General features: G+C 67.0%; 15 protein-coding genes. 11 read left to right on the top strand and 4 right to left on the bottom strand.

Annotated features, from left to right (window positions below; translation table 11 throughout):
* The first annotated feature begins 59 nt into the window (after positions 1-59).
* The 5 genes from ruvB to RT513_RS12495 all read left to right on the top strand — a co-directional run bounded on the left by ruvB (position 60) and on the right by RT513_RS12495 (position 6,823).
* On the top strand, positions 60-1,106 hold the full coding sequence (gene ruvB / locus RT513_RS12515; protein WP_088215732.1) for a Holliday junction branch migration DNA helicase RuvB: 1,047 nt from the start codon (positions 60-62) through the stop codon (positions 1,104-1,106).
* A gap of 133 nt (positions 1,107-1,239) precedes the next feature.
* Positions 1,240-3,177, top strand: coding sequence for an ABC transporter ATP-binding protein (locus RT513_RS12510; RefSeq protein ID WP_290688906.1), 1,938 nt, complete (start codon positions 1,240-1,242; stop codon positions 3,175-3,177).
* Positions 3,174-5,027: an ABC transporter ATP-binding protein gene (locus RT513_RS12505; protein WP_088215734.1), complete on the top strand. Its 1,854-nt coding sequence runs from the start codon at positions 3,174-3,176 to the stop codon at positions 5,025-5,027. The genes RT513_RS12510 and RT513_RS12505 overlap by 4 nt, the downstream gene beginning before the upstream one ends.
* A complete protein-coding gene (locus RT513_RS12500) occupies positions 5,024-6,247 on the top strand; it encodes a class I SAM-dependent RNA methyltransferase (RefSeq protein ID WP_290688907.1) in 1,224 nt (407 codons plus the stop codon). Before RT513_RS12505 ends, RT513_RS12500 begins: the two co-directional genes overlap by 4 nt.
* An 81-nt stretch (positions 6,248-6,328) precedes the next feature.
* Positions 6,329-6,823: a murein L,D-transpeptidase family protein gene (locus RT513_RS12495; RefSeq protein ID WP_088215736.1), complete on the top strand. Its 495-nt coding sequence runs from the start codon at positions 6,329-6,331 to the stop codon at positions 6,821-6,823.
* A gap of 78 nt (positions 6,824-6,901) precedes the next feature.
* Here RT513_RS12495 and RT513_RS12490 read toward each other — a convergent pair whose 3' ends face one another.
* Complete coding sequence (locus RT513_RS12490; protein ID WP_088215737.1) at positions 6,902-7,414, bottom strand: CAP domain-containing protein; 513 nt, start codon at positions 7,412-7,414, stop codon at positions 6,902-6,904.
* Positions 7,415-7,633: 219 nt separating this feature from the next.
* Here RT513_RS12490 and RT513_RS12485 point away from each other — a divergent pair, with 219 nt between their 5' ends.
* The gene (locus RT513_RS12485) at positions 7,634-8,254 is read left to right on the top strand and encodes a L,D-transpeptidase (RefSeq protein WP_373447802.1); all 621 of its coding nucleotides are present in this window, start codon (positions 7,634-7,636) and stop codon (positions 8,252-8,254) included.
* Between the two features lie 138 nt (positions 8,255-8,392).
* The gene (locus tag RT513_RS12480) at positions 8,393-8,587 is read left to right on the top strand and encodes a hypothetical protein (protein ID WP_088215738.1); all 195 of its coding nucleotides are present in this window, start codon (positions 8,393-8,395) and stop codon (positions 8,585-8,587) included.
* A 106-nt stretch (positions 8,588-8,693) separates the two neighbouring features.
* Here the strand turns inward: RT513_RS12480 and hemH are convergent, their stop codons facing one another.
* The gene (gene hemH / locus RT513_RS12475) at positions 8,694-9,761 is read right to left on the bottom strand and encodes a ferrochelatase (RefSeq protein WP_290688909.1); all 1,068 of its coding nucleotides are present in this window, start codon (positions 9,759-9,761) and stop codon (positions 8,694-8,696) included.
* 52 nt (positions 9,762-9,813) lie between these two features.
* Positions 9,814-10,635 carry an SAM-dependent methyltransferase gene (locus RT513_RS12470; RefSeq protein WP_290688911.1) on the bottom strand — a complete coding sequence of 274 codons (822 nt, stop codon included), beginning with the start codon at positions 10,633-10,635 and terminating at the stop codon, positions 9,814-9,816.
* Between the two features lie 45 nt (positions 10,636-10,680).
* Between RT513_RS12470 and RT513_RS12465 the strand changes: the two genes are divergently transcribed.
* Genes RT513_RS12465 through RT513_RS12450 form a run of 4 tightly spaced genes read left to right on the top strand, consistent with a single transcriptional unit; the run spans position 10,681 to position 12,984 of the window.
* Positions 10,681-11,418, top strand: coding sequence for a ComF family protein (locus RT513_RS12465; protein ID WP_256947325.1), 738 nt, complete (start codon positions 10,681-10,683; stop codon positions 11,416-11,418).
* A gap of 33 nt (positions 11,419-11,451) precedes the next feature.
* Positions 11,452-11,709 carry a glutaredoxin 3 gene (grxC, locus tag RT513_RS12460; protein WP_088215742.1) on the top strand — a complete coding sequence of 86 codons (258 nt, stop codon included), beginning with the start codon at positions 11,452-11,454 and terminating at the stop codon, positions 11,707-11,709.
* A 4-nt stretch (positions 11,710-11,713) separates the two neighbouring features.
* The gene (locus RT513_RS12455; RefSeq protein ID WP_290688914.1) at positions 11,714-12,544 is read left to right on the top strand and encodes a carbon-nitrogen hydrolase family protein; all 831 of its coding nucleotides are present in this window, start codon (positions 11,714-11,716) and stop codon (positions 12,542-12,544) included.
* Positions 12,541-12,984 carry a MarR family winged helix-turn-helix transcriptional regulator gene (locus RT513_RS12450; RefSeq protein WP_290688916.1) on the top strand — a complete coding sequence of 148 codons (444 nt, stop codon included), beginning with the start codon at positions 12,541-12,543 and terminating at the stop codon, positions 12,982-12,984. The genes RT513_RS12455 and RT513_RS12450 overlap by 4 nt, the downstream gene beginning before the upstream one ends.
* A gap of 3 nt (positions 12,985-12,987) precedes the next feature.
* On the opposite strand, the gene RT513_RS12445 is transcribed toward RT513_RS12450, so the two are convergent.
* Positions 12,988-13,647: a flagellar hook capping FlgD N-terminal domain-containing protein gene (locus tag RT513_RS12445; RefSeq protein WP_290688918.1), complete on the bottom strand. Its 660-nt coding sequence runs from the start codon at positions 13,645-13,647 to the stop codon at positions 12,988-12,990.
* Positions 13,648-13,654 lie beyond the last annotated feature (7 nt).

Genomic DNA, 13,654 nt, shown 5'->3' with positions numbered 1-13,654 from the left:
GCCGCAAAGTCTTGCCTTCCGGGCAATGTTCCGCGAAAGTTCCGGCGAGAGGCGCCATCATGTCCATGCCAGATCCCACCCTGCGGCCAGAGCCGCTGCCGGAGGACAGCTCCGAAACCGACCGGGCGCTTCGCCCGCAGCTTCTGGACGAGTTCATTGGTCAGGCGGAGGCGCGCGCCAACCTGCGCATCTTCATCGAAGCCGCCCGGATGCGGGGCGAGGCGATGGACCATACGCTCTTCCACGGCCCCCCCGGTCTGGGCAAGACGACGCTGGCCCAGATCATGGCGCGCGAACTGGGTGTGGGGTTCCGGATGACCTCCGGCCCGGTTCTGGCCAAAGCCGGGGATCTCGCCGCGATCCTGACCAATCTCGAACCCCGGGATGTGCTGTTCATCGACGAGATCCACCGCCTCTCGCCGGTGGTGGAGGAAGTGCTCTATCCCGCGCTGGAGGATTTCGCCCTCGACCTGGTGATCGGGGAGGGGCCTGCCGCGCGCACCGTGCGGATCGACCTGCCGCCCTTCACGCTGGTCGGGGCGACGACGCGGCTCGGACTGCTCACCACGCCGCTCAGGGACAGGTTCGGCATTCCCACACGCCTCCAGTTCTACACGGAGGACGAGCTGTTCCAGATCGTCGCCCGCGGCGCGCGCCTCATGGGGATCACGGCGGAGGAAGGCGGCCTGCGGGAGATCGCCCGCCGCGCCCGCGGCACTCCCCGGATCGCCGGGCGGCTCCTGCGCCGCGTGGTGGATTTCGCGCTGGTGGAGGGGAACGGCCATATCACCCAGCCGCTCGCGGACGGGGCGTTGAGCAGGCTTGGCGTCGATGCGCTGGGGCTCGATGGCAGCGACCGGCGCTACCTCCGGCTCATCGCGGAAAGCTACGGCGGCGGACCGGTGGGGGTGGAGACGCTCTCTGCCGCGCTGTCGGAATCCCGCGATGCGATAGAGGAGGTGACGGAGCCCTACCTGCTGCAGCAGGGGCTCATCGCGCGCACGCCGCGCGGGCGGATGCTGGCGCAGGCGGCGTGGCGGCATCTGGGGCTCGAAGCCCCGCGGACGGAGGTGCGCCCCGCGCCACAGGGTGACCTTTTCGGCTAGCCCCCCGGTTTCCCTGAGAGGGATTCCGCCCTATATGCCCTGTCCTGACAGGATTGTGTGGAGCCGCGCTGACGGATGAGACGCCCCTGCCGTCCCGGTCAGCCCGTTCCACGACCGCAGAAAGGCAGAAGCGATGTTCCGCTTCTTTGAAACCCTTGTCGATCCCTACACGGCGTATGAGGAGCGGGATGCCCCTCCGCGCCGCCTGTGGCCGTTCCTGCTGTCCTTCGCCCGGCCCTTTCGCGGGGTGTTCGCCATCACGGCGGTGCTCTGCATCATCGTGGCCTCGGTGGAGGTGGCGCTGGTGTGGTACATGGGCCGTGTGGTGGACTTCCTCTCGCAGGGCACCCCGGCGGAGGTCTGGGCCGCCCATGGGACGGAGCTGCTGCTGGCGGGCCTGTTCATGCTCACGCTCCGCCCGGTGGTCCAGGGGCTGTCGGTGGCGTTTCTCAACAACACCATCGTGCCGAACTTCGGCACGCTCATCCGCTGGCGCTCGCACCGCCATGTGCTCCGCCAGTCCGTCGGCTGGTTCGAGAACGACTTCGCGGGGCGGGTCGCCAACCGGATCATGCAGGCCCCCGGTTCTGCGGGAGATGCCGTCTATCAGATTTTCGACGCGATCACCTTTGCGCTGGCCTATATCATCGGCGCGACCGTGCTGCTGGCGGATGCGGATCCGCGCCTGGCGCTGCCGCTGCTCGGCTGGCTCGTGCTCTACGGGCTGCTCATGCGCTGGACGATGGTGCGGGTGAGCGTCGCCTCGCAGGCCGCTTCGGACGCCCGTTCCGCGCTGACGGGGCGGGTGGTGGACAGCTACACCAACATCCATTCGGTCAAGCTCTTTGCCCATCAGGGCAAGGAGGTGGACTATGCCCGCGAGGGGATGGAGCGGTTCCGGCAGGCCACCGCGCGGGAGATGCGCGTGTTCACCACGATGGATGTGGTGCTGATGGCGCTGAACGGGTTGCTGATCGTGGCCGTCGTGGGCTGGGCGCTCTGGCTCTGGATGCAGGGGAGCGCCTCTGTGGGGGCGGTCGCGGCGGCAACGGCCCTGACCCTCCGGCTCAACGCGATGACCGGCTGGATCATGTGGGCGCTCACCCACTTCTTCCAGTCGCTCGGCATCGTGGAGGAGGGGATGCAGACGCTGGCCGAGCCGATCCACCTCGTTGACCGGCGGGAGGCGGTGGCGCTGAAGCTCACCAAGGGGCTCGTCCAGTTCGAAAACGTGAGCCACCACTACGGCCGCGGCAGCGCGGGGTTGGACGGCGTCACCCTCACCGTTCGCCCGGGCGAGCGGATCGGCCTGATCGGGCGGTCCGGCGCGGGCAAGACGACGCTGGTGAAGCTGCTGCTGCGGTTCTACGACCCGGAGCGCGGCCGCATCCTGCTCGACGGGCAGGACATCGCCGGGGTCACGCAGGACAGCCTGCGCCGTGCGATCGGCATGGTGCAGCAGGAAAGCTCGCTTCTCCACCGGACGGTGCGGGAGAATATCCTCTACGGTCGCCCCGATGCGACGGAGGAGGAGATGATCGCCGCGGCGAAGCGGGCGGAGGCGCATGACTTCATCCTCCAGCTGCGCGACCGCGAGGGGCGCGCGGGCTATGACGCGCAGGTGGGCGAGCGGGGGGTGAAGCTCTCCGGCGGGCAACGGCAGCGTGTGGCGCTGGCCCGCGTGATCCTGAAGAACGCCCCGATCCTCGTGCTGGACGAGGCCACCTCCGCATTGGACAGCGAAGTGGAGGCCGCCATTCAGGAGACGCTCTACGGCGTGATGGAGGGCAAGACGGTGATCGCCATCGCGCACCGCCTGTCCACCATCGCCGCCATGGACCGGATCGTTGTGCTGGATGCCGGCCGCGTGGTGGAGGACGGCAGCCATGACGAGCTGCTGGCCGCGGGCGGCATCTACGCCGGCCTCTGGGCGCGGCAGTCGGGCGGGTTCCTCGGCATGGATACCGGGATGGAGAGTGGCCCAGAGACTGAGGCAGAGACTGAGGCAGGGACTGGCCCGAAGACGACCAACGGGGAGAACGCTCCCCTGACCGCAGGAGAACCCGCATGAGAGGGGTCACGAACGCCGATATCTTCATCCCGGCGGAATCGTCGCCGCCGCAGACGCTGGGCGCCTTCTTCCTGTGGTGCATCAAGGGCGCCTGGGTGTGGCTGCTGATCGCGGGGGTGCTCGCGGCGCTGGCGGGCGTGCTGGAGGTCATGACGGCGCTGGTGCTGGGGCGGGTGATCGACACGACGACCAGCACCGCGACGGCGGATTACTTCTCCGCCCATTCCGCGACGCTGATCGGCTTCGTGCTGTTCTTTGCGGTGTTGCGCCCGGTGGCCATCGGCGTCTCCACGGCGGCCAACAACCTGCTGGTCGCGCCCAACGTGATGCCGCTGGTCCTTTCGCGGCTGTTCCGCTGGACGCTGGGCCAGTCCGTCACGTTCTTCGACAACGATTTCGCGGGGCGCATCGCGCAGAAGCAGATGCAGACCGCCCGCGCCGTGACGGAAACCGCGACCGATTTCATCAACGCGGTCACCTTCGCGCTTGCCTCGGTCGTCGGCTCGGTCGCGGTGCTGGTCGCCATCGACCCGTGGATCGCACTGGCGCTGGCGGTCTGGCTGCTGCTCTACCTGCTGCTCATCCGCTACTTCCTGCCGCGTGTCCGCAAGCGCTCGACCCAGCGGGCGGCGGCGCGGGCGATGATCTCCGGCCATGTCGTGGACACGATCACCAACATCAAGACGGTGAAACTCTTTGCCCACGCGGATTTCGAGGATCAGGTCGCCCTAGGTGCGATGAGCGATTACCGCCGCAAGACCATCCGCTTCGGCATCGTCTCCACCTGGCTGCGCTTCGGGCTGAATGCGCTGGGCGGCATCCTGCCCGTGGTGCTCATCGGGGGGGCGCTGCTGCTCTGGACGCGGGGCATGGCCACGGCGGGGGATATCGCGGCCTCCGGGGCCATCGCGCTCCGCATCTCGCAGATGACGGGCTGGGTCTCCATGTCGCTGATGAGCATCTATGCCAATGTGGGCGAGATCGAGGACGGCATGAACACCCTCTCCCGCCTGCACAGCCTGACCGACAAGCCCGATGCGATCGAACTGACGCGGGTGAGCGGGGCAATGACCTATGACGACGTGACCTTCACCTATGGCGGCGGGTCGGCCGGGGTCCGGGGCGTCACGCTCGACATTCCCGCTGGGCAGAAGGTCGCTCTGGTGGGCGCGTCGGGTGCGGGGAAATCGACGCTGGTCGCGCTGCTTCTCCGGCTCTACGACACGGAGAAGGGGCGCGTTCTGATCGACGGCTACGACGTGCGCGACGTGACGCAGGAGAGCCTGCGCCGCCAGATCGCCATGGTCACGCAGGAGACGGCGATGTTCAACCGCTCCGCCCGCGACAACATTCTCTACGGTCGCCCCGACGCGACGGAGGAGGAGATGATCGCCGCAGCCAAGGCCGCCGAGGCGCATGAGTTCATCCTGAAGATGTCCGACCATCAGGGGCGCAAGGGCTATGACGCGCATCTGGGCGAGCGGGGGGTGAAGCTCTCCGGCGGCCAGCGGCAGCGGATAGCCCTCGCCCGCGCCTTCCTGAAGAACGCGCCGATCCTCGTGCTGGACGAGGCCACCTCCGCATTGGACAGCGAGGTGGAGGCCGCCATTCAGGACTCGCTCGACCGGGTGATGGAGGGCAAGACCGTCCTCGCCATCGCGCACCGCCTCTCCACCATTGCCGCGATGGATCGGATCGTGGTGCTGGACGAGGGCCGGATCGTGGAGGAGGGCACGCATGACGCCCTGCTGGCCCGCGACGGTCTCTATGCCCGCTACTGGCGGCGGCAGTCGGGCGGCTTTCTGGCCGTCGATCCCATGGACGGGGCGGAGACGGAGGCGGCGGAATGACCCTCACCGTTCAGCGCCTCGGCCATCATGGCGACGGGATTGCCGTGGGGGCGGACGGCCCGGTGTTCATTCCCGGCGCCCTCCCGGGGGAAGAGGTTGCGGGGGATGTCTTGGGCGATCGCCTCGCCCAGCCGCGCATCGTCACCCCTTCCTCAGACCGGGTCCGCGCGCCCTGTCCGCATTACCGTGCCTGCGGGGGCTGCGCGCTCCAGCATGCCTCCGACGCCTTCGTGGCCGCGTGGAAGACGCAGGTGGTGGCGGCAGCCCTTGCCGCACAGGGGATCGAGACGGAACTGCGCCCCATCCTGACCTCGCCCCCCCGGTCCCGCCGCCGGGCGGCGCTGTCCGGGCGGCGCACCAAGACAGGGGCGATGATCGGCTTTCACGGGCGCGCTTCCGATCAGCTCGTGGATACGCCTGCCTGCCTGCTCCTCCATCCCGAGTTGATGGCCCTCCGCCCGGCGCTGGAGGAGGTGACGCTGCTCGGTGCCTCGCGGAAGGCGGAACTGACGCTTACCCTCACCCGTGCCATCGGCGGGGCCGATCTGGCGGTGACGGGCGGCAAGCCGCTGGACGCCGCGCTCCGCAGGGATCTGGCGGTGATCGCGGGGCGGCACGGGATCGCACGTCTGAGCTGGGAGGGGGAGGTCGCCGTGCAGGCCGCCGAGCCGTTCCAGCGATTCGGCGCGGCCCTCGTCTCGCCGCCCCCCGGCGCGTTTCTTCAGGCCACCGCCGAAGGGGAGGCCGCGCTGCTCGCCGCCATGCGGGAGATCGTCGGGACCGCCCCTCGCGTGGGGGATCTGTTCTGCGGGTCCGGCACCTTTGCCCTGCCGCTGGCCGAGCGGGCCGAGGTGCTGGCCGTAGAGGGAAGCGCACCGGCCATCCGGGCGCTGGAACGCGGCTGGCGGGGCGCCCAGGGGCTGCGCAAGGTCACGGCAGAGGCGCGCGACCTGTTCCGCCGCCCGTTGCTCGTCCCCGAACTCAAGCGGCTCGACGCGGTGGTCATCGACCCCCCGCGCGCCGGAGCCGAGGCCCAGACGCGAGAGATCGCCGCTGCGGGCGTGCCGCGAATCGCCGGTGTCTCCTGCAATCCCCTGACCTTCGCCCGTGACGCGCGTCTGCTCACGGGCGCGGGCTACAGGCTGGACTGGGTCCAGCCGGTGGATCAATTCCGCTGGTCCACCCATGTGGAACTGGTTGCATCTTTCCGCCGCGACTGACGTCCAAACCGCCTAGGCGAATCTGGCGGAAATCTGCTACCCTCCCGGGCAATAAAAAAAGGGACGGGCAGGACCATAACCATGTGGCGAATTCTTTCGCTTCTCTTGCTTTGCGTGACGCTGACGGCCTGCGGAGCGCAATCCAAGTTCAAAAGCTATGACGGGCCAGAGGTCACGTCGATACAGGTGCACAAGTCGCAGCGGAAAATGTATCTGCTGCACGACAATATCGCGATCAAGACCTATGACATCGGGCTGGGGCCGCAGCCTCAGGGCCACAAGCAGATTTCGGGCGATGGCCGCACGCCGGAGGGGCTCTACTTCATCGACCGGCGCAATCCCAACAGCCAGTATCATCTGTCGGTCGGGATTTCCTATCCCAACCCGCATGATGTGGAGGTCGCGCGTGCGCTCGGCCTCTCTCCGGGCGGTGACATCTTCATCCATGGAGAGGCCGGTTGGGCCAAGGGCCGCGCGCGGGACTGGACGGCCGGTTGCATCGCCGTGACCGACAAGGAGATCGAGGAGATATACTCCATGGTCCGTGAAGGAACGCCGATCTACCTGCTGCCATAGGAAAAGGGGCCGCACGGCCCCTTCCCGTCGGTTGCCACGACCTCTCCCCGGGAGGCCGTGGCGTCTGCGCTGTGCGGATCAGCTTCCGAGCAGCATCGTCCACCATATCTTGCCCCTGCCATCCTGAAAGAAGTCGAACCCCATCAGGCGGGCGGCCGGGTCGAGAAGCGTCTCGCGCGAGGGTTTGTCCTCCATCCACGCGGCCAGCGTCTCCAGCTCCGTCTCATAGGTTTCGGAGATGAGCTCCCCCCGAACCTCACCGCCATAACCCGCGCGTTGCGCCCGGATGATGGGCGAGGAGCCGTCGGAGCCGAAGTGCCAGGGCCGGTTCTGCACCGCCATGTCGCGCGAATGGGTCGCAGCGGCGGCGTTCAGTTCCGGCGAAAGCTGCAGCATCGCCAGCCCGCGCGCCGAGCGGAGCGCATTCACCCCGTCCAGCATCCGGTACTGGATGGCGCCCGTCTCTCCGGCGCTCAGCTGGTAAAGGCGGGGCAGCGGCTTCCCATCCGTGCCATACTGGATGGGCGGCGGCGAGGAACAGGCGGCGAGCGTCGCCGCGGTGGTGAGCAGAAGAAGCGAAGTTCGGAGCATGTGGTTCGTTTGCCTGTTGGAGAAGGGTCCCCGGAGATGTAGCCGCCCGGGCCCGCGGTCGCAAATATCCCTGTCAAAAGGCGGCATCACGAGTATTTGTTGATTTGCAGCCTGTGACAGAGAGCATTAAAGCGCAAATTCTGGGATGACCAGAAGCACACCTGTCAAGGTGAAAGGACGCCGCAATCAGATCGCCACGGGCGGTCGAAGGAGTGAGGGATGAAGAAGTCGCAGGGTTCCGCTTCTGGGGTCGGTTTCAGCCGGCGCATGTTCGTCGGGGGCATGTTGCTCGGCAGCCTCGCAGCACCGGCCGTCGCCCGCGCTCAGGCGAACATGTCCAACTCCACCGAGATGGAAAAACCGCTGTCGCCGACGATCCGGCGCAACATCTCCAGCTTTCGCACGCATCACTGGCAGGACTACTTCAGCAATACCAGGAACGGGGCGATTCTGGTCGATATCAACAGCCGCGCGCTGCATTTCTGGTCGGAGGACCAGACGATCTACCGGCTCTATCCGACCTCCGTGCCGGAGACCGACGATCTGACCCGCAAGGGACGGACCGAGGTGGTGAAGAAGGTTGACGGCCCCTCCTGGCGCCCGACACCGGCGATGAAGCAGCGCAATCCCGACTGGCCGGATTTCATCGGGCCGGGCCCGGACAATCCGCTGGGCACGCATGCGCTCTACCTCTCCTGGGCCTACTACCGGATCCATGGAACGCAGGATACGCGCAAGATCGGACGGCGGTCCTCCAACGGCTGCATCGGGCTTTACAATGAACACATCGCCGAGCTGTTCGGCATGGCCAATGTGGGCACACAGGTGTTGCTAATTTGACGCCTCCTCAGGGGTGTAAGCGGCGCTCCGCTCAAACCCTCTTTGCAGGCGCAATTTTCGGTGATTACTGGAGTTTACGAGGCTCGTTTTTCAGGCCCGGCTCCGTATACGCGGGGCGGGATATCACTGGAGGTCAACATGAAAAAGATCGCGCTCGCGGCTGCCGTGTCGGTTGCTGCTTCTTCGGCTTTCGCAGGAAACATCAACGCTCCGGTCGTGGAACCGGTCGTCCAACCGGAAGTCGTGGTGCAGGACACGTCCTCCTCCTCGGCCGGTGTGGTCGTGCCGCTGCTGCTCGTCGTGCTGGTCGGCGCGGCTCTGGCGGCGAACTGAGATACCCCGGCACGCCGGTCGCAGGACCGGTCACGGCCCGGAACTCAGGGGGCGGTGGGCAACCACCGCCCTTTCCCATGTCTGTTCGGGCCCACTTCGGTCTGAGTCAGGCCACCCACCCGGCCAGGTTCTCCGCCACGATGGCCTCCAGCGCCGCGATATGGGCAGCCTCGTCGTTCAGGCAGGGAATGTAGGTAAAGGTTTCGCCCCCGGCCTCCTCGAAGGCATGGCGGATCTCGCCGTTGATTTCCTCCAGCGTCTCGATGCAATCGGCGGAAAACGCGGGAGCCATCACGGCGATATTGCGGATGCCCTCCCGCGCCAGAACCGCCACGTGCTCGACCGTATAAGGCTTGAGCCATTCCTCCGGCCCGAAGACCGACTGGAAGGTCACGTCCACCGCGTCTTTCTCCCAACCCAGCCTTTCGCGCAGCAGGCGCGTCGTCTTCTGGCACTGGCATTGGTAGGGATCGCCCGAGAGGTGATAGCGCACCGGCATGCCGTGGTAAGAGGTGACGAGCTTCTGCGGCCGCACCGGCAGCGCGGCATAGGCGGTCTCCACGGATCGGGCGAGCGCCTCCACATAGAGCGGATGGTCGAAATAGGCAGGCACGGTCCGCGCGGCGGGCTGCCACCGCTCGGCCATCAGGGCGCGGAAGAACTGGTCGTTCGCGGTCGCGGTCGTGGCCCCCGCATATTGCGGATAGAGCGGGAAGAACAGGATGCGGTCGCAGCCTGCGGCCACCATCTCCGCCACCTTCTCTGCGGTCGAGGGGTTGCCATAACGCATGCAGAAATCCACCGTCACGGCCTCGCCAAAGCGCGCGGCCAGCGCGTCGCGCAGCGCTTCCGTCTGATTGCGGGTGATGGTGAGCAGGGGGCTTTCACCCCGCTCCTCGTCCCAGATCAGCTTGTAATTCGCGCCGGAGGAGAAAGGCCGCTTCGTCAGGATCACCGTCTGCAACAGCGGCTGCCATTTCCACGCGGGGTAGTCGATGACCCGCTTGTCGGAGAGAAACTCGTTCAGGTAGCGCCGCATCGACCAGTAGTCATACCCGTCGGGCGTGCCGAGATTGGCCAGCAACACGCCGATCCGGCGGGGCGGAAGCGGCGGATGGTCCGGCGGGGCGTGCGAGGGACGAGCCGCGAGAGAGGATGGCTTCTGGTCTAGCATGTCGGGTTTCCTGCTGGCGGACAACGGCGAGATAACCGCTGGCCGCGGGATTTCAATTCGTGCCTTTGTCGCGGGGCGCGTTCAAGGCATCCTCCAGCCGCTGAATCGCGGTGCCCGGCCGCAGCGGCTGCTGCTGGCTGGCATCGGGCGCCCAGCCGGTGAGATACACGATCTCGAATGTGGCAGGCAGGCGGCCATCTGGCAGGGCATAGGTCCGTCCATAGATCTCCGCAGCCGTCGGGAACAGCATCCGCGGCGGCATCGTCTTGCGCCGCGCGGCCAGCGCATTTGTCTCCGCCATCGCCCGGAGGTCGCGAAACAGCGCCATGAGATCGCCATAGGTCACCGTCAGCTTCACCCCGTCGGCCACCGGCAGGGCCAGGCCCGCACGGTAAAGCAGCCCGCCCAGATCGCGAATCTCCCCCATCGGCGCCACGCGGGGGGACAGCCCTCCGGTCAGCGCGACCTCCGCCTCCGCCAGGGCGGCCCGGAGCTCGCTGAGCGTCTGACCGGCGAAAAGCGCGCCCAGAAACAGCCCGTCAGGCCGGAGCGCGCGGCGCGCCTGCACCAGTTGTCCCACCGGATCGGCGGACCAGTGCAGCGCGAGGTCATGGATCAGCAGGTCATGCGCGCCTTCCTCAAGGTCCAGCACCTCCTCATCCGCGACGAATCGGGCATTGGGGAAGGCGTGCCACGCTTCGGGAAAAGCGGTGACGATGGCCGGGTTCGTAAACCTTCTGTTAACCTCTGTCAGTCTCTCCTGCATCTCGTCCGCCACGGCATCATGCAGAAAGAGCGCGGGTTGGTCCCGCCGCGCCCGCTCGCGCTGGCGGAGAAGTTGGGGGCGATCGGTCAGTTGGGGTGGTTGATGCATGAGCCTACCTTGGAACCTGCCGAATCTAGGGGCAGGGTCCGCACTTTGCAAACGCTCGTCGCGCGGGGAGGGCGCGCGGCCCTGCGCGCGCTCTATCCGCCGCAATGCGTGGCCTGCGCCGCGCCGGTGGCGGAGGACTTCGGCCTTTGCCCGGACTGCTGGCGGGATGTGGATTTCCTGGACGGTCTGGTCTGCGACGCCTGCGGCCTGCCCCTGCCGGGTGGGCCGGAAGACGGCGTGCTCTGCGACGGCTGCCTGCGCGAACCGCCGGTCTGGGACAGGGCGCGCGCGGTCTTCACCTATGCCGGGACGGGGCGGCGGCTTGTTCTGGCGTTCAAGCATGGCGACCGCACCGAACTTCATCGTCCGGCCGGGCGCTGGTTGAGGCAGGCAGCTGAACCGCTCCTGCTTCCCGAAACGGTGATCGCGCCCGTGCCGCTTCACTGGGTCAGGCTGCTGCGGCGGCGCTACAATCAGTCGGCCTTGCTGGCGCAGGCGCTGGCGCGGGAAACCGCGATGGACTGCGTCGTTGATCTGCTGCATCGGCCGCGTTCCACCGGCAGCCAGGATGGGCGTGACAAGGCAGGCCGTTTTGCCAACATGGCTGGTGCGATCCGCTGCACGCCGCGTCGGGCCGCGGCGATCGCCGGTCGCCCGGTGCTTCTGGTCGATGATGTGCTGACATCGGGCGCCACCCTTGCCGCCTGCACCGCGGCGCTCCGGGCGGCGGGGGCGTCGCAGGTCGCGGCGGTTGTGCTCGCACGCGTTGCGAAAGGGGGATAAGCACTTATATCTGGCGCGAACCACGAGGATACCATGGCCGATATCGAGATCTACACGACGCCCACCTGCCCCTATTGCGCGGCAGCAAAACGTTTGCTTGCCAAAAAAGGCGTCGCCTATCGAGAAATCGATGTGTCCCGTGATCCCGATCTGCGTAGCGCGATGACCCGGCGGGCGGGCGGGCGGCATACGGTGCCACAGATTTTCATCGGCGATGTGCATGTCGGCGGCTCCGATGATCTGCACGCGCTGGAAGCGGCCGGTCGCCTCGATCCGCTGCTCAAGGGCTGAAGGGATGCGCGCGGCTCTGGTTCAGCTCAACGTCACCGATCTGCCGGAGGAAAACCTCCCCGGCACCCTCGCGCTCATCGATCAGGCGGTGGCTGGCGGGGCGGAGTTCGTGTTGACGCCGGAGGTGACGAACTGCATCTCCACCGACCGCGCCCACCAGCGCGCAGTGCTGCGCCACGAGGAAGACGATCCTACTCTCGCCGCGCTTCGCGCCCGCGCGCGGGACCACGGGGTCTGGCTGCTGATCGGCTCGCTCGCGCTTCTGACGCACGACCCGGATGGCCGTTTTGCCAACCGCGCCTTCCTCATCACGCCGGAGGGGGAGATCGCCGCGCGCTACGACAAGATCCACATGTTCGACGTGCAGGTCTCCGAGACGGAAGTGTATCGCGAATCCTCCGGCTATCGGCCCGGCGAGCGGGCGGAGGTGGTAGCGACACCTTTCGGGAAGGTCGGGCTGTCGATCTGCTACGATCTGCGGTTTCCCTATCTGTATCGCGCGCTGGCCAAGGCGGGCGCGGAAATTCTTACGGTTCCTGCCGCCTTCAATACCACCACCGGTGCCGCGCATTGGGAGCCTCTGCTGCGGGCCCGTGCCATAGAGACGGGCTGCTTCGTTCTCGCGCCCGCGCAGACGGGCACGCATGTCGAGCGCAAGGGCCCGGGGCGGAGAACCTACGGTCATGGGCTTGTCGTCGCCCCTTGGGGAGAGGTTCTGGTGGATGCGGGGACGGAGCCGGGCGTGACGTTCGTCGATCTCGACCTTGCGGAAGTGCGCAAGGCCCGCGGCAGAGTGCCCTCTCTCGACCATGACCGGGCCTTTGCGGGACCATGACGCCGCCGGAGCACGAGCCGCTGGGCGCCCTTCTTTTCAGCGAAATCTATATGGTCGATCAACTCGCGCGGACCTTGCTGTCAAAGGCTCTGCCGCGGGGGATGGAACTGTCGCATTTCGCTGTTCTCAACCACCTCGCCCATCTGAACGAAGAGCGCACGCCGGCCCAGCTTGCCCGCGCCTTCCACGTCACCCGTGGCGCGATGTCCAACACCATTTCGAAACTCGAATGGGCGGGTCATGTTCATGTGCGCCCGGACTGGGACGACGCCCGTCGCAAGTTCGTGGCCATCAGTCCCGCAGGCCGCGCGGCCCGCGATGCCGCCTTTGCCGCGATCTCTCCGGCCATGTCACGCACGGCGCGTGCGCTCGGCACAGAACGTGTGCGCGCGGTTCTTCCGGTTCTGCGGGAGTTGCGCATGTGGCTGGAGGAGGATTGAGCTTCATCCCGGTTCCCGCATGGCAACCACCTGATCGGCGCTGAACTGGGCACCCCCCCGAAGGATGAGCTGGATGGCGCCGTTGGTGTCGGCCCGTATCTCCTCAACGCGCTGATAGGCCGGCACGCTCTCCGTCGTGAGCGGTGTTGTCCCGGAATACGTCTGGACGCTGAAACTGTAGCGGCCCGGCGGGAGGGGGACCTCACCCGACAGGCTTCCCGCCCAACTCACGGCGCCGCCATCCATCGGGAAATCCTCACGCGCGACGATGTCTCCACCGCTGTCCCGGACAATCAGAACGGCACGATCCGCCTCCGCCAACTCCGGTGGAAGAAGGGTCAACGGCGCGCCATCGTAAACCGCGGGAGAGGTCACTGCCACCTCCTTGCCCAGCCAGTTGGAGAAGCCCGACACCCCCCCAAGCCCCGGGCCGGAGGCCAACCCTTCCAGAAGCTGGTTCGTCCGCATCTGCTGCTCGACGCCCGAGAATGTCGCGAGCTGCACGGCGAATTCGCTGGATTCCATCGGATTCAACGGATCCTGATTCTGCAACTGCGTTGTCAGCATCCGAAGGAATGTCTGAAAATCGGTGCTGGCGAACCCTCCGCCTGACGCGCTTGGCGTTCCTGTGCTGCGCTGCGCTGTCGTATTTGCAATGTCCACTTTGTCC

It is taken from the genome of Haematobacter sp., from assembly GCF_032102465.1.
Lineage (GTDB): Bacteria > Pseudomonadota > Alphaproteobacteria > Rhodobacterales > Rhodobacteraceae > Haematobacter.
Note: the sequence above shows the minus strand (reverse complement) of the source record. Positions and strands in the feature narration are given on the sequence as shown.

What these genes read in the sequence shown, in the direction of transcription:
- ruvB (WP_088215732.1), top strand. Translation starts at nt 60, where the DNA reads ATGTCCATGCCAGATCCCACCCTGCGGCCAGAGCCGCTGCCGGAGGAC.
- RT513_RS12510 (WP_290688906.1), top strand. Translation starts at nt 1,240, where the DNA reads ATGTTCCGCTTCTTTGAAACCCTTGTCGATCCCTACACGGCGTATGAG.
- RT513_RS12505 (WP_088215734.1), top strand. Translation starts at nt 3,174, where the DNA reads ATGAGAGGGGTCACGAACGCCGATATCTTCATCCCGGCGGAATCGTCG.
- RT513_RS12500 (WP_290688907.1), top strand. Translation starts at nt 5,024, where the DNA reads ATGACCCTCACCGTTCAGCGCCTCGGCCATCATGGCGACGGGATTGCC.
- RT513_RS12495 (WP_088215736.1), top strand. Translation starts at nt 6,329, where the DNA reads ATGTGGCGAATTCTTTCGCTTCTCTTGCTTTGCGTGACGCTGACGGCC.
- RT513_RS12490 (WP_088215737.1), bottom strand. Translation starts at nt 7,414, where the DNA reads ATGCTCCGAACTTCGCTTCTTCTGCTCACCACCGCGGCGACGCTCGCC.
- RT513_RS12485 (WP_373447802.1), top strand. Translation starts at nt 7,634, where the DNA reads ATGAAGAAGTCGCAGGGTTCCGCTTCTGGGGTCGGTTTCAGCCGGCGC.
- RT513_RS12480 (WP_088215738.1), top strand. Translation starts at nt 8,393, where the DNA reads ATGAAAAAGATCGCGCTCGCGGCTGCCGTGTCGGTTGCTGCTTCTTCG.
- hemH (WP_290688909.1), bottom strand. Translation starts at nt 9,761, where the DNA reads ATGCTAGACCAGAAGCCATCCTCTCTCGCGGCTCGTCCCTCGCACGCC.
- RT513_RS12470 (WP_290688911.1), bottom strand. Translation starts at nt 10,635, where the DNA reads ATGCATCAACCACCCCAACTGACCGATCGCCCCCAACTTCTCCGCCAG.
- grxC (WP_088215742.1), top strand. Translation starts at nt 11,452, where the DNA reads ATGGCCGATATCGAGATCTACACGACGCCCACCTGCCCCTATTGCGCG.
- RT513_RS12455 (WP_290688914.1), top strand. Translation starts at nt 11,714, where the DNA reads ATGCGCGCGGCTCTGGTTCAGCTCAACGTCACCGATCTGCCGGAGGAA.
- RT513_RS12450 (WP_290688916.1), top strand. Translation starts at nt 12,541, where the DNA reads ATGACGCCGCCGGAGCACGAGCCGCTGGGCGCCCTTCTTTTCAGCGAA.